Here is a 19,152-nt window from a genome sequence, read left to right as displayed (position 1 = left end):
ACGCCAGCCCCGAGGAGCTGGCGTGCCGGTCTTGCTGCGTAGGGAGCGCGTGATCAGTTGAACAGCCCCTGAATCGCGCCCTTCAGCTTGTCGCTGGCGCCTTCGCCCAGCTTGTCGTCGATCTTCTTGCGGGTATCTTCGTCGAGCTTCTCATCCAGCTTCTCGCTGACCTTCTCGCCCGCCTTGCGCTTGGCTTCTTCCTTGGCCAGTTCCGCTGCGGCACTCTGGAAGCCTTTCTGATCGAAGCCACACCACTCGCCCGGCTCACCGCTCAGGTTGCCCTGGCACTGCACCGGGAAGCGCAGCTTGATCAAACGCGGATTGACCGCACAGGCCGCGTCATCCGCGCCCTCGATGAAGCGCGCCGCCACGTTGTAGTCGAAGGCCTCGGTCGGCAGGTTGAGCTGGCCCTTGCCGTCCAGCGCGATGCCCGGAATCGCCAGGGCGAGATCCTGATTGCTGATCACGCCATTGGTGACCGTGAAGCTTCCCTGCGCGCGCTCCAGCGGCGTATTGGCCTTCCACTCGCGCGAGGAGGTCTTGCCACTCAGCGTCGCCACGGCAGTACACATCTCCCTGGAGATATTGACGTCGAGCACCTCGCCATTGCGAATCTCGAAGCTGCCCTTGCCGTTCAGATTGCGTTTGATGCTGTCGATCTGATTGGTGCTGGTGGTGTAGTCACCATTGAGCGTCAGGCGACCGCGCAGGATGTCCTTCTGCTCCGGCGCCAGCGCCTTGAGGAATGGCGCGATATCCAGATTGGTCAGCTTCTCGCCGAAGCTCATGCTCAGCGGTGTCTTGCGGCTGTCGATCCGTGCATTGGCCGCCAGCGAGCCGCCGTAGAGGCTGGCCGTCAGGCTATCGAGCTGCTGCACACCCGGCTGACCGGACAGCTTGGCGGTCACCTTGCTCATCTCGAGACCCGAGGCGATCAGCGTACCGATATCCAGCTGCCCCTGAAGGCCCAGCGTCTTGAGCAAAGCCACCGGCAGCAGCTCCGCGTCACCATCGGCCGCATAGACCGGCGCGATCACGCCCGCCGTGAGCGCTTCACCCAGGCTTGCCGTCTTCTCGTCTGCGCCCGCCGGTGCCAGGTAGTCATCGAGATTGAACGCATCGACATCCAGATCGAAGGTGATCTGCGAGGCATCGAAGGACGAGCCGAGGCGCCCATTGATGGTGGTGTCATCCAGCGCCATCACCAGGTTGGTCAGCTGCACCTGCGACATGTCGCCCTTGAACGGGCTGGAGAAGGCCAGCGAGGTCAGCGCGCTGCTCCTGGCGGTCTGCGGCGCCTGTATGCCGACACGCGTCATCCATGCCTTGGGCGATAGCGGTGCCAGCTTGAACTGACCGCTATAGCTGAGCGCGTCGCCGGTGATGTCCTTGGCCTTGAGTGCCCCGCTGAGGCGCAGGTCACTGCCGGAGGTCAGCAGCAGATTCTCGAGATTCGCCGTGCCCGCCGCCAGGTCCGCTTCGGCACCGAAGGTGGCTTTCAGCGGCAGAGCCTTGTCACCCAGTGCGGCCTGATGGAGCGTCGCGTCAAGCTCGGCGCCATCGGCCAGATACAGCTGCTTGTCGGTATCCAGCGTCAGGGTATCGATGTCCAGCGCCACGCTCTGGTCCTTGTCACCCAGCGACGGCATGCGCGTGGTGGTATCCAGGCTCACGCCGGTCAGCACATGACGGCCGCCCTGCAGGTCCAGCGCCACCTTGCCATCGAGGCTGACGGTGCTCTGAAGTTCCGGCTCACGCCCATCGGCCACGAACGACAGCTCGACCGGGAAGGCCTTGTCAGGGCTGACGTTGGAGGACGTCAACGCCACGTCGTTGAGCGTCATGTCGAGCCCGCTGGCCGCGTCCTGATAGGCGATCTGACCATTGGTGACCTGCACCGAGGCGATATCGAGATTGACCGCCATGCTGCCGGCGCCATTCTGCACCGACGGCGTCGTGTCATCCGCCAGCGCCACACCGGCGCTCTTGACCGGCGGCAGCGCTTCATCCGCCGCGCCACTGTCGGCGGCCGTCGCCGCATGCTCGAGCAGGCTTTCCCAGTTGCCACGCCCCTGTGCATCACGCTCGAGCGCCAGCTTGAGACCGTCGAGGAAGACGCCTTCGACTTCGACCTCACCGCTCAGCAGTGGCGTGAAGGACACGCCGACTTCCGCACGGGTAAAGGAGGCAAACGGTGACTGATCACGCTCCTGCTCCGGCAGCCAGGCTTCGGCATCCTCGACACTGACGCCGAGGCGTGGATAGAAGGACCAGTCCAGCGGGCCGTTCAGGGCCAGTTCCAGCCCCGCCTGGTCCTTGACCGCCTTGACCAGTCGCGGCTTGAGATCATTCGGATCGAGGAAGGTGGTGACATAGATCACCCCTGCCACGACCACCAACGCCAGTACTCCGACGATGGCCAGCAAGGCTCTGAACAGTGCTTTCATCTGCGTCCTCCCTTTGACACGATGAGAATTGCTGCGGTGCCCTCGCTCCTGGAGGACAGCACATGGAATGGCGCTGGGGGCTCATGGCATCAGGCGATGCCCTTTCACCCGCTCATCATCAAGTCCGAGCGCTGCGCGCCATCCTCGCGCACAGCGAGACAGTCTCAAGACAGAAATGATGATGACATAGCCGGTGGACAGGTCGCGTTGACGTCAGTTCCGCATCCGGCAACGGCTGACTTCACTCCTGCGCCAGCACGAAGCCGTCGCGAGCGGGGTCTCGCACATAGCCGAGACGTGATACCAGCAGCTCGTCGGCCAGGGTCAATCCCTGACTCGGCACGACCAGCAGACGCTGGGCACTGGCCGCTTCCAGCGACAGCAGCGCCATCAGGCGCGTACCGACACCACGTCGACGCGTGCTCTTGCGCACGCAGCAATGGCTGATCTTCCAGGCATCGCCTTCATCCTCGCAGAGTAGCGCTCCGATATGGCGATCGTTGAAGAAGGCACTGCAGAAGCGGTGTCCCGCGGCGAGATTGGCCTGAATGAAGTCATCCGGGGCAAGCGGTAGACGCTCACTGGGGGCTTCGTGATAGATACGCGACAGGTCGATACGGACTTGCTCATCGGTTTGCCAGCGTGCGTGATCGATCATCTCAAGAGTGACCGGCATGGTGAGATCCTCGCCCGCGATATGAATGCCCGCCATTGTAGCGGATGCCATTGTCCTTTCTCTATAATGACGGGTCGGGCAGGCACAAAGACGACGCGCCTGCCGCCGATCAAGCGCCCCGCCGACGGCTCTCTGCCGTCGTCAATGGCCTGATCACGATTTCGATTGCGACATCACATGACAATAACCACATGATGCGCACTTCCCGGCCGGACTGGACACACGCCTCTCATACCAAAGGCCCCAGACTGCGCCCAGACCCCATCGGCCTCGAAGCCGCTGATGGCGTCACCGACCGCTGGAGAGACATCATGGTAGAGCGTATCGCCGAAGTTCATCGCAACACCTCGGAAACCAAGATCCGGGTCCGCATCAATCTGGACGGTGAAGGCAAGCTGAGCGCCAACACTGGCGTGCCCTTCCTCGAACACATGATGGACCAGATCGCCCGTCACGGCGTGATCGACATCGAGGTCGACTGCGATGGTGACCTGCATATCGATGACCACCACACCGTCGAGGACATCGGCATCACCCTGGGTCAGGCCTTCGCGCAGGCGCTGGGCAACAAGGCCGGCATCCGCCGTTACGGCCATGCCTACGTACCGCTGGATGAAGCCCTGTCGCGCGTGGTGATCGACTTCTCCGGTCGTCCGGGCCTGTTCATGCAGTGCGAGTTCACCCGCGGCAACATCGGTCGCTTCGATACCCAGCTGTTCTGGGAATTCTTCCAGGGCTTCGTCAATCACGCTGGCGCCACCCTGCATATCGACAACCTCAAGGGTTTCAATGCCCACCATCAGGCCGAGACCATCTTCAAGGCCTTCGGCCGTGCCGTGCGCATGGCGGTGGAAGAGGACGAGCGCATGGGAGGCCGTATCGCCTCCACCAAGGGCTCGCTGTAAACGAATGATCCGGGCGCCAGACGCCTGACATCCAGCGCCGGAGCCTGCCTCCGGCCTTCGGGAGAAAGACATGACGATTGCCGTCATCGACTATGGCATGGGCAACCTGCACTCCGTCGCCAAGGCGCTTGAGCACGTGGCCGACGAGAATGTCGTGATCACCAGCGACCCGCGCGCCATCTGCGGTGCCACCCGCGTGGTACTGCCCGGCCAGGGCGCCATCCGTGACTGCATGGGCGAGCTTGAACGCGCCGAGCTGCGCGGTCTGGTCGGCGAGCTGTTGAGCAACCACAGCAAGCCGCTGCTGGGCGTATGCGTCGGTCAGCAGATGCTGATGGAGCGCAGCGAAGAGAACGGTGGCATCGATTGCCTCGCCTACTTCAAGGGCGACGTGAAACGCTTCGATGACCAGCAGCTGGACGAACACGGCCAGCGCCTCAAGGTGCCGCACATGGGCTGGAACCATGTCGCGCATACCCAGGGCCACGCACTGTGGGAAGGCATCGAGGACAACTCACGCTTCTACTTCGTGCACAGCTTCTATGTATCGGCCAGCGAGCGCTCCAAGGTCTACGGCGCCACGCACTACGCCGGTGCCGAGGCGCACGTCGCCATCGGTGAGGGCAGCCTGTTCGCGGTGCAGTTCCACCCGGAGAAGAGCGCGGCCGCTGGCCTCAAGCTGCTCGAGAATTTCGTCCGCTGGCAGCCCTGAAGGCTCGCCCGCGTGACCCTCGGCGTCTGTCTCGCGTGACGGACGCCGATACATCCGCCTTCGATATACCGACGACAATACAGGCGTGCCCAGACACGCCGAGAGGACACCCGACATGCTGGTAATCCCCGCGATCGATCTCAAGGACGGTCAGTGCGTACGCCTGAAGCAAGGCCGCATGGAAGACTCCACCAACTACGGCGATGATCCGCTGGCCATGGCCGCGCGCTGGGTCGAGGCCGGTGGCCGCCGTCTGCATCTGGTCGATCTCAACGGTGCCTTCGAAGGCAAGCCGGTCAATGGCGACGCCGTGACACGCATCGCTCGCGCCTACCCGGAACTGCCGATCCAGATCGGTGGTGGCATCCGTGATGCCGCGACCATCGAGCACTACCTGGAAGCCGGCGTCGGTCAGGTCATCATCGGCACCAAGGCCGTGAAGGAACCGGCCTTCGTCGCCGAGATGTGCCGCGCCTTCCCGGGCCGCATCATCGTCGGTCTCGATGCGCGTGACGGCTTCGTGGCCACCGATGGCTGGGCTGAAGTCTCCACCCTCAAGGCCACCGAACTGGCCAAGCGCTTCGCCGACGACGGCGTGTCCTCCATCGTCTATACCGACATCGCCCGCGACGGCATGATGCAGGGCGTCAACATCGAAGCCACCGTGGCACTGGCCCGCGAAGGCGGTATCCCGGTGATCGCGTCCGGCGGCGTGACCAACCTGGATGACATCCGTGGCCTGGCCGAAGTGGCCGATCAGGGCATCCTCGGTGCCATCACCGGCCGCGCCATCTATGAAGGCAGCCTGGACATCGCCGAAGCGCAGGCACTGTCCGACGCCATCACCGGCCGCAAGGCCTGAGGGGAGCGATCATGGCACTCGCCAAACGCATCATCCCGTGTCTGGACGTCGACGCCGGTCGTGTCGTGAAGGGCGTCAACTTCGTCGGTATCCGCGATGCCGGTGACCCGGTCGAGGTCGCCAAGCGCTACAACGAGCAAGGCGCCGACGAGATCACCTTCCTCGACATCACCGCCAGCGTCGACAACCGTGGCACCACGGTCGACATGGTGTCGCGCATCGCCGGTGAGGTGTTCATCCCGCTGACGGTGGGTGGCGGCATCCGCACCTGTGAAGACATTCGCACCATGCTGAATGCCGGCGCGGACAAGGTCTCGATCAACACCGCGGCCGTGTTCAATCCGGACTTCGTGCGCGAAGCCGCGGAACGCTTCGGCAGCCAGTGCATCGTGGTCGCCATCGACGCCAAGCGCGTCAGCCAGGAAGGCGAGACACCGCGCTGGGAGATCTTCACCCACGGTGGCCGCAAGCCGACCGGGCTCGATGCCGTCGAGTGGGCGAAGAAGATGGTCGAACTGGGCGCCGGCGAACTGTTGCTGACCAGCATGGACCGCGATGGCACCAAGGCCGGTTTCGACCTCGGCGTGACACGCGCCATTTCCGACGCCGTCAGCGTGCCGGTGATCGCCTCGGGCGGTGTCGGCACCCTCGACCATCTGGTGGATGGCGTGCTCGAAGGCGGTGCGGATGCGGTGCTGGCCGCCAGCATCTTCCACTTCGCCGAGTACACGATTCCCCAGGCCAAGGCGCACATGGCCGCACGCGGTATCGAAATGCGCCTGTAAGCACAGCCGCAGGATAATCGTTCAGGCAGAAACGCGAACGCCGCCATTTCTTCAAGGAATGGCGGCGTTCGTGTCTGTAGAGAAGCCACGTCGCTTCAGGCGATAACAGTGCTCAGACGTAGCCCAGCTTCGCGAGCGGCTTGAGCGCCTGCGCGAGTCGCTGGTCGGCAAGCGCCATGATGTCCGCGACCAGATGCTTCTCGGCGGCGGGCAGCATCACTCGCTCCCCGACCCACAGCGCCAGCTCCGCCAGATCATGCTGATTGCCCAGCCGCGCGGCCGCCTTGTCGAGCAGCTCCGGCTCGCGACGACGCCCGTGACTCGGTGACTCGAGCTCCCGCGCGGCAGCCTCACCCAGCGCCTCGTGCGCCAGTGCCAGCTGGAACATGCGGTACTTGACCCACTTGCGCAGCCGGTGAGACGTCTCGATCTCACGCTTGGTGGCCACCTTGGCCGCAAGCTTGCTGATGCGATGACGACTGCATTCCAGCCCGCCCTCGAGCTCCTCCACCGTCAGCGGCGCCGCCTGCCAGGCCGCCCGCTCTTCGCTCAGCAGCGTCTCGAGCGGCGCATGATCCAGCTCGCCCTCCGGCTCGCTCAGTGAGGCGCTGGTCAGCCCAGGACGCAGCGCATCCAGCAGGCGCTGACTGCGCTCATCCACCCAGGCGTAGGCACGACCATGCGTCTTGCGCAGCATGTGCGCCTCGCGCGGCCCGGCCAATGCCCTGGCGACGGCGCGCGGACGCGCCTGATGCTCACTCACCGCCGACTTGCCCAGGGACTCACGCCGCAATTGCCACCAGCCGCGCAGCTGCTTGCAGTCGACGCGTAGCGTGTGCACATTCGCCGCGCTCAACGTCGGCTGCGCGAGATGCTCACGCATGGCGTCGAGCCGTGCCTGAATCACGCCATTCAGCGCTGCGTTCATCGGAGAAGAATCCTGCTGACGGGTGTCGCTCATCTGTCTCTCCAACAACGGCTGGCCAGTCATCTCTGGCACCAGGATGATCCGAGTCGGGCCGCTCAGTCCTGCAAGGATAGCCCGAGATTGCTGACATCTTCATTGCGGCCCAATTGCTTGAGCGCACGCCAGTCATCGCGCGACAACTGCGGGGCTTCGACACTCTCGAGCACGGCGTCCTGGAAATCACGCTCATCGATCATCAGCGGATGTTCGCGAATCATGGCTTCCAGCGCTTCCTGCTCGATACCCTCACCGGCCTGCAGGTCGATCAGCGCGCGCACGCCATCGGTGGACAGACGACTGATCTTGAGCGCGGCTTCCGGCTCTTCGCTGATCAGCACGTCGATGCAGGCGGTCAGCGCCATCACGGCTTCCAGTGCGCGGCGCGCGCCGAAGCTGTCATCTTCCTCGGCGGGCTCGAAGGCGGTGACCTTCTCGGCCTGTAGCGAGAAATCGATCTTGGCATCGCGCACGCGCAGCTGCTCCCAGACGAGGTCCAGCAGCTTGCGCAGCTCACGCGTGGTGTCCAGTGCGCTGGCCGTGCCATTGGCTTCGGCGTAGAAGCCGGCATTGGGCAGGAGTCGCTCGGTCAGCGCCGCCATGAAGGCAGTACGGCGCACGGGGGCCAGCGCATCAAGGCGCGCACGAAAACCGGATACAGGCTGAGTCATGACGGCTCTATTCTCACTTCACTATTCAATATGCGGCGTTCGCGCTGGCGTCTTGCCTCCGCCAGCCACGATGTCACCGAAGGTCGCTATAGGGTATGCGATAGGATAGGCGAAAGGGTAGCGCCCGCGCGTGGCCGGATGAACGCGACCCTGCTCGAACACTGCCATGCTATTGCATACCTCAGGGCCACAGGCACTCCGTCGGCACGCGACCGGCACCATCGAACAGGATGCCTTCGCTGCGCAACTTTTCCCGCTGGCGCACCGCTCCGCCGTGCTCGGTGACCTTGAGCGAGGCATTGATCACGCGATGCCACGGCAACTGATGGCCATCCGGCAGGTGACGCATCGCCGAGCCGACCATGCGCGCGCTGGCGCCATCGGTCATCTTGGCGATACGCCCGTAGGTGGTGATGCGCCCTTCGGGAATCTGCGCCACCACGGTGTAGATCTGTTCGAGCAGTTCGGCCCGCATGCGGTTCTCTCCTTGTCGTGTCGCGGCTGATTCACCCGGTGCAGGTACCGGGATGCAGGTACTGGGACGCCAGCACTGGGGCCTTTACGCTGGCATGGCGCTCACGCATGATGAAGCCATGCATCTTTACTTCATACATCAGGGGCAACTCCCTGACGCTGAACCAGATTCAGCCGCCGATACCGCAACGCTAGCGCATGACTGGCAGAATCCGCTACGCCTCAAGGACTGGCTTTCCGGCATGGGGCACAGCTTCAACACCAGCTTCCCATTGTCAGGCGAGGCATTGCCGGGCATCGATGACTTCCATGCACTGGTGGTGCTGGATGGCCCGCAACGCCTGTCGAGCGCCGCAAAGACAGCCTCCCCCGCCGAACAGCAGTCGCTGCGCCTGCAGCGCAAGTTGATTCGGCGCACGCTGAACAGCAATCGCCCGCTGTTGGGGATTGGCCTGGGGGCGCGACTGATCGCCGAGCAGATGGGGGCGATCGTCTCGTCCGCCGTGGTGCCGCAGCGTCGCTGGGCCACACTGACGCGCAGCAACGAGTGCCCGCTGGGGTTACCCGCCGAGTTCGAGGCCTTGATGTGGCACGAGGAGATCTGCGGCCTGCCGGAAGACTGCGAGCTGCTGGCCAGCGGCGAGCACACGCCAGTGGCCGGCTTCAGTTGGGATGAGGGTCGCGTGGTGGCGCTCAACTTCCATCCGCATGTGGGTGCGGCGGCCACACAGGACCGCCTGGCCCACCATCCCGCGCCCCTGGAGGGCAATGGCGTGCAATCACGCGAGGCGTTGCTGGAGGACCCGAAGCGCTTTGATCGTCAGGCGGCCCTGCTGGACCGCCTGCTGGTGGACTGGCTGAATGCGTGAGCGCTGACCGCACCCATGAGGGATATCAGCGCTGCCAGCGGTGATTGGCGCTCCACTCACGCGCGAAGGCGAGGCTGTTGTCCCAGTCGCCGACGTGCAGGAAGGTGCGCTCGTGCTTCTCGAGCTGATAGCGGTACATCGGGTCGTAATACTCGCTGAGCAGCGGCGCCAGCCAGCCTTCATGGGCCATTGGATTGCCGCGCTTGTGCTCCTGGAAGGCGATGTCCTGCATGCGCACCAGACGAGCAAGGCGCGCACTGCCCAGGCGCTTGCGAAGACGCAGCAGTGCCTGACGCAGCTGGCGCTGCATCAGGGTCCAGCCGAGGAAGTCACCATAGTGACGACTGTAGGTGGCCCACAGCCCCTCGATATAGTCCTTCTGAATCTGCACGATTCGCCAATCCAGCGGCATCTCGACGCGGATCAACGGCGCCTGCTCCATCGCGCGCCAGGTAGCGAGCGGAATATTGACGCTGCCGATGAAGCGCGACTCGTCTTCCATGATGGTCGGCGCTTCTTCCTCAAGCATGAGCATCTCGGCGGCGATGCGGTGCTCGAAGTCGATCTGGCTCGGCGCCGGGAAGGGGTGACGGCCGAAGGCCGAACCCTTGTGGCGCGCACAGCCTTCCAGGTCGATGCCATTGTCCAGCGCATGGATCAGCTCAGTCTTGGCACAGCCGGTCAGCCCGCCGATCAACAGCATCGGGGCCTGCTCGGCACGCTCATCGATATGCTGACAGAGCTGCTGACGCATGGCCTTCCAACCGCCCTCAATACGTGGACGCTCGACCCCTGCTTCCTGCAACCACTGCTGGCTGAGCTGAGAGCGCATGCCGCCACGGAAACAGTAGAGGATGGCGTCAGGATGTCGCTCGACGTGCTCGACCCAGGCACGGATGCGTGCGCGCTTGATCCCGCCGCTGACCAGTTGATGGCCAAGATGTACCGCCGATTCCGGTCCGACCTGCTTGTACTGCAGCCCGACGCGATGACGCTCCTCATCATCCATCAGTGGCAGATTGACGGCACCCGGCAAGGCACCAGCGGCGAACTCGACCGGCGCGCGCACATCGATCAACGGACGGCCGTCGCGAATCAGGTCGCAGCTGGCCGCCACGGTGGGCAAACTCATGGGCATCTCTCGGCAGACAGAACAGGATTGAGGCAATGGGCGGCGACTGGCTGACTGGCCGCACCATCAAGGGGCCACATTCTATCGCAAGCGTGCAGCCGCCCCCAGCCTTGTGCTTTCACGCCAACGGTGGCGTCAGGCGCCCCCCCTGCCCCGGCCCGATCCCAGCCGGGCCGAACAGCTGACAATCGGGGCAGGCAGCGGGTTGATCACCGTGGGCGCGATGCGCTTCGGCGACCGAGTCGCGCAGCGAGGCGATCGCCGCCTCGGCGGTATGGAAGTAGTTCTCACGTCCCATGCGCTCGAGGAAGCCACCGCGCTCCATCACTTCCAGCGCGTACATGCGAAAGCCGCACATGCTGAGACTGCCGCCAGCATCGCGCAGGCGACGCTGCTCGATCTCGAGCATCTCAGCGCCCGCGATATCGATGAAGTTGCAGCCGGTGCCCAGCAGGATGACGTGCTTGCCGGTATAGCGCGCCAGCTTGCGCTGGACGTGGTCGACCGCCCCGAAGAACAGCGAGCCATCCACGCGCAGAATCACCACCTCTCGGCATTGAGCCAGCTGATAACGCTCGGCATTGCGCACCCCAAGCTCCGGATGTTCCGGGTCTGGCGCCATCTCGACCAGCCGTGGCCGTGAGGTGCGGTTCAGATACAGCACCAGCGAGACCAGCACCCCGGCGAAGATGGCGAACTCCAACGGCAACAGCAGAGTGGCGAGGAAGGTGATCACCAGCACCACCGCCTCTTCGCGGCTGACGGCCAGAATCTGGCGGATATGACCGACTTCGATCAGGTTGGCGGCAATCACCATGATCAGACCCGCCATCGCAGGCAACGGCAGCCAGGCGGTCACGTCAGGCACCAGCAACAGCACCGCCAGCACGATCAGCGCCGCCACCACCACCGACAGCGGCGTGCGGGCACCGGCATCATAGTTGGCGCCGGAACGCGTGAAGGAGCCGGAACCGGCGAAGCACGAGAAGAAACTGCCTGCCAGATTCGACAGACCCTGGCCGATGAACTCCTGGTTGCCATCGATACGCTGATGCGAGCGCACGCCGATGGCGCGCGCGATAGAGACCGCCTCGATCAACCCGAGCACCGCCAGCGCGAAGGCCGCCCCGCCCAGCGAACGCAGGGTGTCAAAGCCCAGCGGCGGCAGGGAAAACGGCGGCAGGCTACCGGACAGGGCGCCAACCATCGGGATACCTGCCGCGCTGCCGCCGAGCAATGCCGCGACACCGCAGCCGACGGCCATCGCCACCAGCATCCACGGCAGCTTGCGATTCAGCCGCCGGACCAGCACGGCCGCAAGCAAGGTACTGAGTCCCGTGATCAGTGTTGCCCACGAGGTATCGCCCAGATGCCCGAGCAGCGCCCACCAGGTGCCGAGAAAGCTCGAGGCATCGCCAAGCGCGATGCCGAACAGGTGCTTGAGCTGACTGGTGGCGATCAAGACCCCGGCGCCGGCGGTGAAGCCGATCACCACCGTGTGCGAGATGAGATTGACCAGCGCCCCCATGCGCATCAGCCCCAACGACAGCTGGATGATGCCGACCATGCAGGTCAGCGCCAGCACCAGCGGCAAGTATTCGGGACTGCCCGGCGCGGCCAGTGTCGAGACGGTGCCGAATACCACCATCGAGATCGCCGCGGCCGGGCCACTGACCATATGCCGCGAACTGCCGAACAGGCCGGCGATGATCGCCACCACGATGGCGGCATACAGCCCATGCGCCGGTGGCAGGCCGGCGATCAACGCATAGGCCACCCCCTGGGGCAGCACCAGCACCGCACCGCTGAGGCCCGCGATCAGATCGGAACGCGCATCCCCGGGCGACAGCTGACGCATCCAGCCGAGAAAGGGCAACAATCGCGACAGACGATAGGCCGCTGCACTGGTGTGCTCGCGCCCCTCTTCCCTCTCGGTAGGTTCGGGAGATTCGGGGAGCGGCGAGGAAGGAGGCGGAGTATCAGCGGACAAGAAGTATCTCCGTGGCGGGGCAGGAAAGAAGTCGTCAGCCGGCAGCCGCAATGTCCCTGAGCGGACTCGGGACGGGCTTTGAACCAGCAGTGATAAGTCTATCGCTGTAATCACTGATGAAACAGGGCCGCCACATGCTCGGCGACCACCTGCGGCCCTGCGACAACTTCAGGTTGAAGAAGCCCGATAACGAGAGACAATGAGAGACGGGAGTCACGGCGCTGGCCATGCCGCGCCCGAGCAGTGACAATACCCGCTCCTGACACCGCTGCGGACCCTGACGCCATGACCACCGACGCTACGCCGACCGATACCACGACTCCCGAGACGGCGGGTGGCTATACCCCGCCGCTGGATGCCAGCGAAGCCGAGGCCATCGACGCCACGCGCCAGTGGGTCGAGACGCACATCATCGCCGACAATCTGTGCCCGTTTGCCGCCCGCGAGATGGCACGCAACAGCATCCAGTATGCCGTGGTACCCGGTGCAGGGCTCGAGCGCTGCCTGCAGGCACTCGGCGATGAACTGCTGAACTTGGACGCCAATCGCGACGCCGAGACGACGCTGGTGATCTTCAAGGACGGCTTCCGCGACTTCGATACCTACCTTGAGCTGCTCGACTACGCCGAGGCGCTGCTCGAGATGCAGGGCTACGAGGGTATCTATCAGCTGGCCAGCTTCCACCCGGAGTACGTGTTCGAGGATACCGAGGAAGACGACGCGGCCAACTACACCAACCGCTCGCCCTACCCGATGCTGCACCTGCTGCGCGAAAGCTCGGTCGAAGCCGCCATCAATGCCTACGCGGGCGATGTCGAAGAGGTGCCGGGGCGCAATGAGGCGCTGATGCGCGAGCGCGGTGTCGAGCTCCTGGTCTCACGCCTCAAGGCCTGTGCTCATGCCGCCCGTCAGGCTGACAAGCAGGACTGACAAGGCAGGCTGAGCTTCGTGCTCGGAGAAAACCCCATACGAACAAGGCCAGCCGTGAGGCTGGCCTTGTTCGTTGCATGCAGTATCACACCACGACGCCCCCGTGCGGATGGCTCACGCGGAAGGCGCAGATGTCACAGGGCTTCCAGTGCCTGGGACAGCTTGTCGACCGCCACGATGGTCATGCCCTTGGGCGGGTTCCTGGGGGCATTGCCCTTGGGCACGATGGCGCGCGTAAAGCCATGCTTGGCGGCCTCGACGATGCGCTCCTGACCACTCGGCACCGGACGGATCTCACCGGACAGCCCCACCTCGCCGAACACCACCAGCTCACGCGGCAGCGGACGGTTCTGCAGGCTGGAGACCACCGCACACAGCACCGCGAGGTCGGCACTGGTCTCGAGCACCTTGACCCCGCCGACCACGTTCAGGAAGACATCCTGATCGCCGGTGAACAGGCCGCCATGCTTGTTGAGCACCGCCAGCAGCATCGACAGGCGATTGCCGTCCAGACCGACGGCGACACGGCGGGGATTGCCCAGCGGCGAGTCATCCAGCAAGGCCTGCACTTCGATCAGAATCGGTCGCGTGCCCTCCCATACCACCATCACCAGACTGCCGGAAGACTGCTCCTCGCTGCGCGACAGGAAGATCGCGCTGGGGTTCTTCACTTCCTTCAAGCCCAGCTCGACCATGGCGAACACGCCCAGCTCGTTGACCGCACCGAAGCGGTTCTTCTGGCCACGCAGCGTGCGGAAGCGCGAATCGCCATCGCCCTCCAGCAGCAGGGAGGCGTCGATCATGTGCTCCAGCACCTTGGGCCCGGCCAGCGAGCCGTCCTTGGTCACGTGGCCGACCAGCAGCAGCACGGTGTTGGTTCGCTTGGCGAAGCGGGTCAGCGCGGCGGCAGACTCACGTACCTGCGAGACACCACCCGGCGCGGATGACAGATCCTCCAGATGCATGGTCTGGATGGAATCGATGATCAGCACCTCGGGCTTCTCGCGCTCGGCGGTGGCCAGAATCGTCTCGACGCTGGTCTCGGCCAGCATCTTGAGACCCTGGGTTGGCAGCTGCAGACGATGGGCGCGCATCGCCACCTGCGACAGCGATTCCTCGCCGGTGACATAAAGTGAGCGCTTCTGCTGGGCGAGCTTGCAGGCGGTCTGCAGCAGCAGCGTCGACTTGCCGGCCCCCGGATGGCCACCGAGCAGCACGGCGGAGCCCGGCACCAGCCCACCGCCCAGCACGCGGTCGAACTCGCCGAAGGTCGAGGAGAAACGCGGCACTTCGGCCAGCGAGACATTGGAAAGATCGGTCACGTTGTCGCTGAGCGTGCCGGCGTAGCCGCCCCGCCCATTGCTGGCGCTACGCGCAGCACCGCCAGCGACAGCCCCCGCAGCGGGGGCTGCGCCGGGCAGTACCGCGGCGCCGACACGGATTTCCTGCAGGGTGTTCCACTCGCGGCAGCCGCTGCACTGGCCCTGCCACTTCGAGAATTCGCTACCGCATTCGGTACATACGAAGGCGCTCTTTGCTTTCGCCATCAGACAATCCTGTCGGGAAGAAGTGATTCTCGGCGTCATGATGAAGTGTCGTCAGCCGCGGATTTCCAACGGCCAGACACAAGGAAGGCGGCTTGCGCCGCCTTCCTTGTGCTCACGATCGCCTTGTGGCGCACGGCACGCTTACTGGCGCTTGAGGCGCAATGTCTCACCGTTCTGGAAGCGACGCTTCTGCGGGTCGACCAGCTCCAGTGTCTGGGCATCCAGACGCAGGAAGTAGTAGGTCTGGCCTTCGCCGTCCGGCGTCAGCTCATAGACGGTCGCGCTCGGATCCGTCACGGTGCCGGACAGCACATCCCACTGGCCTTCGTAATGCTCTGGATCCGGCTGCTGCGGATGATCACGATAGGTGGCATCGAGACTGAAGGTACGCTCATCCTGGGCTGCCTCTTCGGCGCCCTTGAGGCGCACATCGAGGTCAATGCCCGTGCAGCGACGACACGGCAGGGTGCCCTTGTAGACGGCAACCTGCTCGCTGGCTGTCTCGGTAGCGCTGTTGTCAGCGGCACCGTCATTGGTCTGGGCCGTTGATGCGCACCCGGCGAGACCGACCATCAGCGCGGCTCCCACCATCAGAGTCCTGATCTGCATTGAATCCTCCTTAAGGCGATGACTCGATAGCAGCGTCAGCGCTATCGACGGCGAGCGGTCTACCCGCTTTGGCAGGCAGACCGCTCACAAGCTTCCACGCTCAAGAATAGCGGGTATCCGCCCCGAGAGGCCACCCCCGATGGCGTTTATCGAACGCCATTCGTTAAATCGTGTTGGCCTCAGCCGCGGCGATCATGGCCATTGTCGAGGAACGGGTAGTCGGTATAGCCCTTGGCATCACCACCGTAGAAGGTATCCGGGTCCTGCTCGTTGAGTTCAGCCCCGAGGCGAATACGCTCGACAAGGTCCGGATTGGCGATATACGGGCGCCCGATGGCGACGGCATCCGCGATGCCCTCATCGATGATGCGAGCCGCACTCTCGCCATCGTAATGGCCGCAGAAGATCAGCGCGCCCTTGACGCGCTCGCGCAGGGCACGGCGGAAGTCATCACTGAACTTGATGTCTCCACCAGCCCAGTCCGGCTCGTTGACGTGCACATAGGCGATGCCACGCCGGGAGAGCTGCTCGGCCATGTAGAAGGCCATCTCTTCTGGCTCGTCATCGGTCAGGCCGAAGATCTCGATGAAGGGTGTCAGCCGGATACCGGTACGCTCAGGGCCGAAGACTTCGGCGACGGCATCGACGACTTCCAGCGTCAGGCGCGCACGGTTCTCGAGCGAGCCACCGTACTGGTCAGTACGCTGATTGGTGCCGGTAGCCATGAACTGGTTGAGCAGATAGGCGTTGGCGGCATGCACCTCGATCATGTCAAAACCGGCACGTTTGGCACGCACGGCGGCCTGGCGATAGTCCTCGATCAGCTGGGGAATCTCGTCCGTCTCCAGGGCACGCGGCGTGCTGGTAGGATGACGTCCGCTGGTGCCGTCCTCGAATTCGACGAAGCACTGGGCGCCTTCACCACGCAGGGCGCTCGGCGCGACCGGCTGCTGGCCACCCGGCTGCACCATCTCATGCGAGACACGCCCGACGTGCCACAGTTGCAGCGCCATGCGGCCGCCCTTGGCGTGCACCGCCTGGACGACGCCCTTCCAACCGGCTTCCTGCTCATCGGTCCAGATACCCGGCGTGTAGACGTAGCCACGAGCGGTCGGCGAGATGTTGGTCGCCTCGCTGATGATCAGGCCGGCACCGGCACGCTGACCGTAATAGGCCTGCTGCAGTTCGCCGGGAATGCTGTCGGGGGTACGAGCACGTGTCAGCGGTGCCATCAGGATGCGGTTGGGCAGGGTCAGATCACCGAGCTTGACCGGATCGAGCAGGGTGTCAGCGCACGGGGCATTGGTGTTGGCTGTCATCGGGACTCCTTGAATTGCAGGTCTTCGCCCAGCATCCTCATCGCACGAAGTCGCGCGAGCTGGGCAAGCATGCCTGTGACATGCGGTACACCACGCGCTGCTTCAAGCACACGCATCGCACGAGAATAATGCTGGCATGGCAACAATGTGGAAATCCGCACCAGTCGGCACGCTTTAGACTCAGGCAGAGAGCCTGCTGATGCTTGTACCGCGACGATCCAGCGGGCAACATGAAAAGCATCCATGACACGGGTCATGCACTGTCACCAGCGGCGAGAAATCATGAGCAAGTACTGGAGCCCACAGGTCCACGACCTGACCCCCTACGTCCCCGGCGAACAACCGCGTGAGCAGCTGATCAAGCTGAACACCAATGAGAACCCCTACCCGCCGGCGCCCGCCGTGGAGCAGACGCTGCGCGAGTTCAATGCCTCTGATCTGCGCCGATACCCGGACCCGAGCTCCAGCTCGCTGCGCGCCGCCCTGGCCGACACCTTCCATGTGGCCGCCGAGGAAGTCTTCGTCGGCAATGGCTCCGATGAAGTGCTGGCGCTGGCCTTCCAGGCCTTCTTCCGACAGGACAAGCCGCTGCTGCTGCCGTCCATCAGCTACAGCTTCTACCCGGTCTACTGCCGCATGTATGGCATCGAGTCACGCAGCATCGCGCTGACCGACAACTGGGAAGTCGACCTGGAAGCCTTCGGCAACGACAATGGCGGCATCATCTTCGCCAACCCCAACGCCCCGACAGGGCATGGCCATGGCCGCAAGGCGATTGCCGCGCTGCTGGAGCGCAATCCGCAGAGCGTGGTGCTGGTCGACGAGGCCTACGTGGACTTCGGTGGCGAAAGCGCCATCCCGCTGATTCATCAGTATCCCAACCTGATAGTGACCGGCACCTTTTCCAAGTCACGCAGCCTGGCCGGCATCCGTCTCGGCTATGCCGTGGCCTCACGAGAGCTGATCGAAGGCATGGAGCGCGTGAAGGACTCCTTCAACTCCTATCCCATCGATCGCCTGGCCGAACAGGTCGGCGTCGCCGCCCTCAGTGATCCCGCTTATTTCGATGAGTGCCGCACGCGAGTCATCACCACCCGCGAGCAGACGCGCGATCGCATGGCCGCGCTGGGATTCGAGATTTTGCCCTCGCAGACCAACTTCGTACTGGCGACTCACCCGACCCACGATGCCGGCAAGCTGTTCATCGGCCTGCGCGAACAGGGCATCCTGGTGCGCCACTTCAACACCGACGCACTACGTGACTATCTGCGTATCAGCATCGGTACCGATGCCGAGATGGACAGCCTGATCGAAGCCCTGGAAACCCTGTGTCGCTGAGATAGCGCACGGGCTGGCCGGTGATTGCTCCAATCAAAGAAGGCGCCCTGTGGGCGCCTTCTTTCATCAGAATGTCTCTCACGAGCTCACCGCCCGGCTCATTGCACAGTTCACCGCACAGTTCATCGCGCCTAACACTCTTCAGGAACACAACATGACAACGGACAGTCTCACCATGGCTTCGGACTCACCCTCGCCCCCCCGCCTGCCTCTGACGCGAGTGCATCACGTGGCGCTCATCACCGCTGATTACCCACGCGCCAGGCGCTTCTATCTCGAGGTCATGGATGCGCAGGTGATCAACGAGGCCTATCGCGAGGCCCGCGACAGCTACAAGCTCGACCTACTCCTGCCGGGCGGTATCCAACTGGAGCTGTTCTCCTTCCCTTCGCCGCCTGAGCGCCCCAGTTATCCGGAAGCCTGTGGCCTTCGTCACCTGGCGCTGGCGACGGAAGACATCGATACCTGTGTCGAGCTGCTGATCGCCCGTGGTGCCACGCCAGAGCCGATACGTGTCGATGAATACACCGGTGCCCGCTTCACCTTCCTGGCAGACCCTGACGGTACGCCCATCGAGCTCTACGAAGCCTCGCCCTGATGTGATGGCGCACTGAAACTTAACTGCCCGTGAAGATAAAAGGCTCCGAAGACAAAAGGCCCCTGCCGAGTTTTCGACAGGGGCCTTCTTTTGCCATAGACACGTTGCTTGGGCAGAGCTCTTTTCTTTCGCCCACAGCTGATTCGCATGCAGGACTTCTCTGCATAATTCCACTACGCACCACTTTTCCTGCGCACAAAGAGAACCGCCCCTGCAGCAAGGCTACAGGGGCGGTTCAGTATAAGTGCCTGACGATGACCTACTCTCACATGGAGAAACTCCACACTACCATCGGCGCTAAGCGGTTTCACTTCCGAGTTCGGC

Annotated in this window: 19 protein-coding genes; 8 read left to right on the top strand and 11 right to left on the bottom strand. The window is 63.9% G+C overall.

Going from position 1 to position 19,152, the window contains the following annotated elements:
* Positions 1-53: 53 nt before the first annotated feature.
* Positions 54-2,447: an AsmA family protein gene (locus MKZ40_RS10970; protein WP_175090672.1), complete on the bottom strand. Its 2,394-nt coding sequence runs from the start codon at positions 2,445-2,447 to the stop codon at positions 54-56.
* A gap of 241 nt (positions 2,448-2,688) precedes the next feature.
* Complete coding sequence (locus MKZ40_RS10965) at positions 2,689-3,174, bottom strand: acetyl-CoA sensor PanZ family protein (protein WP_254627222.1); 486 nt, start codon at positions 3,172-3,174, stop codon at positions 2,689-2,691.
* Between the two features lie 260 nt (positions 3,175-3,434).
* Between MKZ40_RS10965 and hisB the strand changes: the two genes are divergently transcribed.
* From hisB to hisF, 4 genes are all read left to right on the top strand, one after another.
* A complete protein-coding gene (gene hisB / locus MKZ40_RS10960; protein ID WP_043336716.1) occupies positions 3,435-4,028 on the top strand; it encodes an imidazoleglycerol-phosphate dehydratase HisB in 594 nt (197 codons plus the stop codon).
* A gap of 70 nt (positions 4,029-4,098) precedes the next feature.
* Positions 4,099-4,740: an imidazole glycerol phosphate synthase subunit HisH gene (gene hisH / locus MKZ40_RS10955; RefSeq protein WP_175090671.1), complete on the top strand. Its 642-nt coding sequence runs from the start codon at positions 4,099-4,101 to the stop codon at positions 4,738-4,740.
* Between the two features lie 115 nt (positions 4,741-4,855).
* Complete coding sequence (gene hisA, locus MKZ40_RS10950; protein ID WP_175090670.1) at positions 4,856-5,602, top strand: 1-(5-phosphoribosyl)-5-[(5-phosphoribosylamino)methylideneamino]imidazole-4-carboxamide isomerase; 747 nt, start codon at positions 4,856-4,858, stop codon at positions 5,600-5,602.
* Positions 5,603-5,613: 11 nt separating this feature from the next.
* Positions 5,614-6,387 carry an imidazole glycerol phosphate synthase subunit HisF gene (gene hisF, locus MKZ40_RS10945; RefSeq protein ID WP_175090669.1) on the top strand — a complete coding sequence of 258 codons (774 nt, stop codon included), beginning with the start codon at positions 5,614-5,616 and terminating at the stop codon, positions 6,385-6,387.
* Positions 6,388-6,499: 112 nt separating this feature from the next.
* Here hisF and MKZ40_RS10940 read toward each other — a convergent pair whose 3' ends face one another.
* The 3 genes from MKZ40_RS10940 to MKZ40_RS10930 form a co-directional block, all read right to left on the bottom strand.
* Positions 6,500-7,348: a CHAD domain-containing protein gene (locus tag MKZ40_RS10940; RefSeq protein WP_175090668.1), complete on the bottom strand. Its 849-nt coding sequence runs from the start codon at positions 7,346-7,348 to the stop codon at positions 6,500-6,502.
* Positions 7,349-7,410: 62 nt separating this feature from the next.
* Positions 7,411-8,022: a DUF416 family protein gene (locus MKZ40_RS10935; RefSeq protein WP_175090667.1), complete on the bottom strand. Its 612-nt coding sequence runs from the start codon at positions 8,020-8,022 to the stop codon at positions 7,411-7,413.
* A gap of 181 nt (positions 8,023-8,203) precedes the next feature.
* A complete protein-coding gene (locus MKZ40_RS10930) occupies positions 8,204-8,497 on the bottom strand; it encodes an MGMT family protein (RefSeq protein ID WP_043336737.1) in 294 nt (97 codons plus the stop codon).
* Positions 8,498-8,549: 52 nt separating this feature from the next.
* Between MKZ40_RS10930 and MKZ40_RS10925 the strand changes: the two genes are divergently transcribed.
* The gene (locus MKZ40_RS10925; protein ID WP_254627221.1) at positions 8,550-9,365 is read left to right on the top strand and encodes a type 1 glutamine amidotransferase; all 816 of its coding nucleotides are present in this window, start codon (positions 8,550-8,552) and stop codon (positions 9,363-9,365) included.
* A gap of 25 nt (positions 9,366-9,390) precedes the next feature.
* Here MKZ40_RS10925 and mnmH read toward each other — a convergent pair whose 3' ends face one another.
* Positions 9,391-10,497: a tRNA 2-selenouridine(34) synthase MnmH gene (gene mnmH, locus MKZ40_RS10920; protein ID WP_175090666.1), complete on the bottom strand. Its 1,107-nt coding sequence runs from the start codon at positions 10,495-10,497 to the stop codon at positions 9,391-9,393.
* Between the two features lie 118 nt (positions 10,498-10,615).
* Complete coding sequence (locus tag MKZ40_RS10915) at positions 10,616-12,487, bottom strand: SulP family inorganic anion transporter (protein WP_175090665.1); 1,872 nt, start codon at positions 12,485-12,487, stop codon at positions 10,616-10,618.
* Positions 12,488-12,772: 285 nt separating this feature from the next.
* Here MKZ40_RS10915 and MKZ40_RS10910 point away from each other — a divergent pair, with 285 nt between their 5' ends.
* A complete protein-coding gene (locus tag MKZ40_RS10910) occupies positions 12,773-13,417 on the top strand; it encodes a DUF1415 domain-containing protein (RefSeq protein WP_175090664.1) in 645 nt (214 codons plus the stop codon).
* Positions 13,418-13,551: 134 nt separating this feature from the next.
* On the opposite strand, the gene radA is transcribed toward MKZ40_RS10910, so the two are convergent.
* The 4 genes from radA to MKZ40_RS10890 form a co-directional block, all read right to left on the bottom strand.
* Entirely contained in the window at positions 13,552-14,964 is a 1,413-nt protein-coding gene (radA, locus tag MKZ40_RS10905) for a DNA repair protein RadA (protein ID WP_175090663.1), read from the bottom strand.
* A gap of 141 nt (positions 14,965-15,105) precedes the next feature.
* Positions 15,106-15,573 carry a copper resistance protein NlpE N-terminal domain-containing protein gene (locus MKZ40_RS10900; protein WP_175090662.1) on the bottom strand — a complete coding sequence of 156 codons (468 nt, stop codon included), beginning with the start codon at positions 15,571-15,573 and terminating at the stop codon, positions 15,106-15,108.
* A gap of 179 nt (positions 15,574-15,752) precedes the next feature.
* A complete protein-coding gene (locus tag MKZ40_RS10895; RefSeq protein WP_175090661.1) occupies positions 15,753-16,892 on the bottom strand; it encodes an alkene reductase in 1,140 nt (379 codons plus the stop codon).
* Complete coding sequence (locus MKZ40_RS10890) at positions 16,889-17,149, bottom strand: hypothetical protein (RefSeq protein ID WP_175090660.1); 261 nt, start codon at positions 17,147-17,149, stop codon at positions 16,889-16,891. The genes MKZ40_RS10895 and MKZ40_RS10890 overlap by 4 nt, the downstream gene beginning before the upstream one ends.
* A 25-nt stretch (positions 17,150-17,174) precedes the next feature.
* Here MKZ40_RS10890 and hisC point away from each other — a divergent pair, with 25 nt between their 5' ends.
* Positions 17,175-18,230, top strand: coding sequence for a histidinol-phosphate transaminase (gene hisC / locus MKZ40_RS10885; RefSeq protein WP_175090659.1), 1,056 nt, complete (start codon positions 17,175-17,177; stop codon positions 18,228-18,230).
* 154 nt (positions 18,231-18,384) lie between these two features.
* The gene (locus tag MKZ40_RS10880) at positions 18,385-18,828 is read left to right on the top strand and encodes a VOC family protein (protein WP_254627220.1); all 444 of its coding nucleotides are present in this window, start codon (positions 18,385-18,387) and stop codon (positions 18,826-18,828) included.
* Positions 18,829-19,152 lie beyond the last annotated feature (324 nt).

Origin of the sequence: Cobetia sp. BMC6 (assembly GCF_029991385.1) — a bacterium.
In the GTDB taxonomy this organism is placed as follows: domain Bacteria; phylum Pseudomonadota; class Gammaproteobacteria; order Pseudomonadales; family Halomonadaceae; genus Cobetia.
This window is presented reverse-complemented; position numbering and strand designations above follow the sequence as displayed.

Bases quoted from the DNA above. Each gene is read 5' to 3' on its own strand.
- MKZ40_RS10970 (WP_175090672.1), bottom strand. From the start codon at position 2,447: ATGAAAGCACTGTTCAGAGCCTTGCTGGCCATCGTCGGAGTACTGGCG.
- MKZ40_RS10965 (WP_254627222.1), bottom strand. From the start codon at position 3,174: ATGGCATCCGCTACAATGGCGGGCATTCATATCGCGGGCGAGGATCTC.
- hisB (WP_043336716.1), top strand. From the start codon at position 3,435: ATGGTAGAGCGTATCGCCGAAGTTCATCGCAACACCTCGGAAACCAAG.
- hisH (WP_175090671.1), top strand. From the start codon at position 4,099: ATGACGATTGCCGTCATCGACTATGGCATGGGCAACCTGCACTCCGTC.
- hisA (WP_175090670.1), top strand. From the start codon at position 4,856: ATGCTGGTAATCCCCGCGATCGATCTCAAGGACGGTCAGTGCGTACGC.
- hisF (WP_175090669.1), top strand. From the start codon at position 5,614: ATGGCACTCGCCAAACGCATCATCCCGTGTCTGGACGTCGACGCCGGT.
- MKZ40_RS10940 (WP_175090668.1), bottom strand. From the start codon at position 7,348: ATGAGCGACACCCGTCAGCAGGATTCTTCTCCGATGAACGCAGCGCTG.
- MKZ40_RS10935 (WP_175090667.1), bottom strand. From the start codon at position 8,022: ATGACTCAGCCTGTATCCGGTTTTCGTGCGCGCCTTGATGCGCTGGCC.
- MKZ40_RS10930 (WP_043336737.1), bottom strand. From the start codon at position 8,497: ATGCGGGCCGAACTGCTCGAACAGATCTACACCGTGGTGGCGCAGATT.
- MKZ40_RS10925 (WP_254627221.1), top strand. From the start codon at position 8,550: ATGCAGGTACTGGGACGCCAGCACTGGGGCCTTTACGCTGGCATGGCG.
- mnmH (WP_175090666.1), bottom strand. From the start codon at position 10,497: ATGAGTTTGCCCACCGTGGCGGCCAGCTGCGACCTGATTCGCGACGGC.
- MKZ40_RS10910 (WP_175090664.1), top strand. From the start codon at position 12,773: ATGACCACCGACGCTACGCCGACCGATACCACGACTCCCGAGACGGCG.
- radA (WP_175090663.1), bottom strand. From the start codon at position 14,964: ATGGCGAAAGCAAAGAGCGCCTTCGTATGTACCGAATGCGGTAGCGAA.
- MKZ40_RS10900 (WP_175090662.1), bottom strand. From the start codon at position 15,573: ATGCAGATCAGGACTCTGATGGTGGGAGCCGCGCTGATGGTCGGTCTC.
- MKZ40_RS10895 (WP_175090661.1), bottom strand. From the start codon at position 16,892: ATGACAGCCAACACCAATGCCCCGTGCGCTGACACCCTGCTCGATCCG.
- MKZ40_RS10890 (WP_175090660.1), bottom strand. From the start codon at position 17,149: ATGACCCGTGTCATGGATGCTTTTCATGTTGCCCGCTGGATCGTCGCG.
- hisC (WP_175090659.1), top strand. From the start codon at position 17,175: ATGAGCAAGTACTGGAGCCCACAGGTCCACGACCTGACCCCCTACGTC.
- MKZ40_RS10880 (WP_254627220.1), top strand. From the start codon at position 18,385: ATGACAACGGACAGTCTCACCATGGCTTCGGACTCACCCTCGCCCCCC.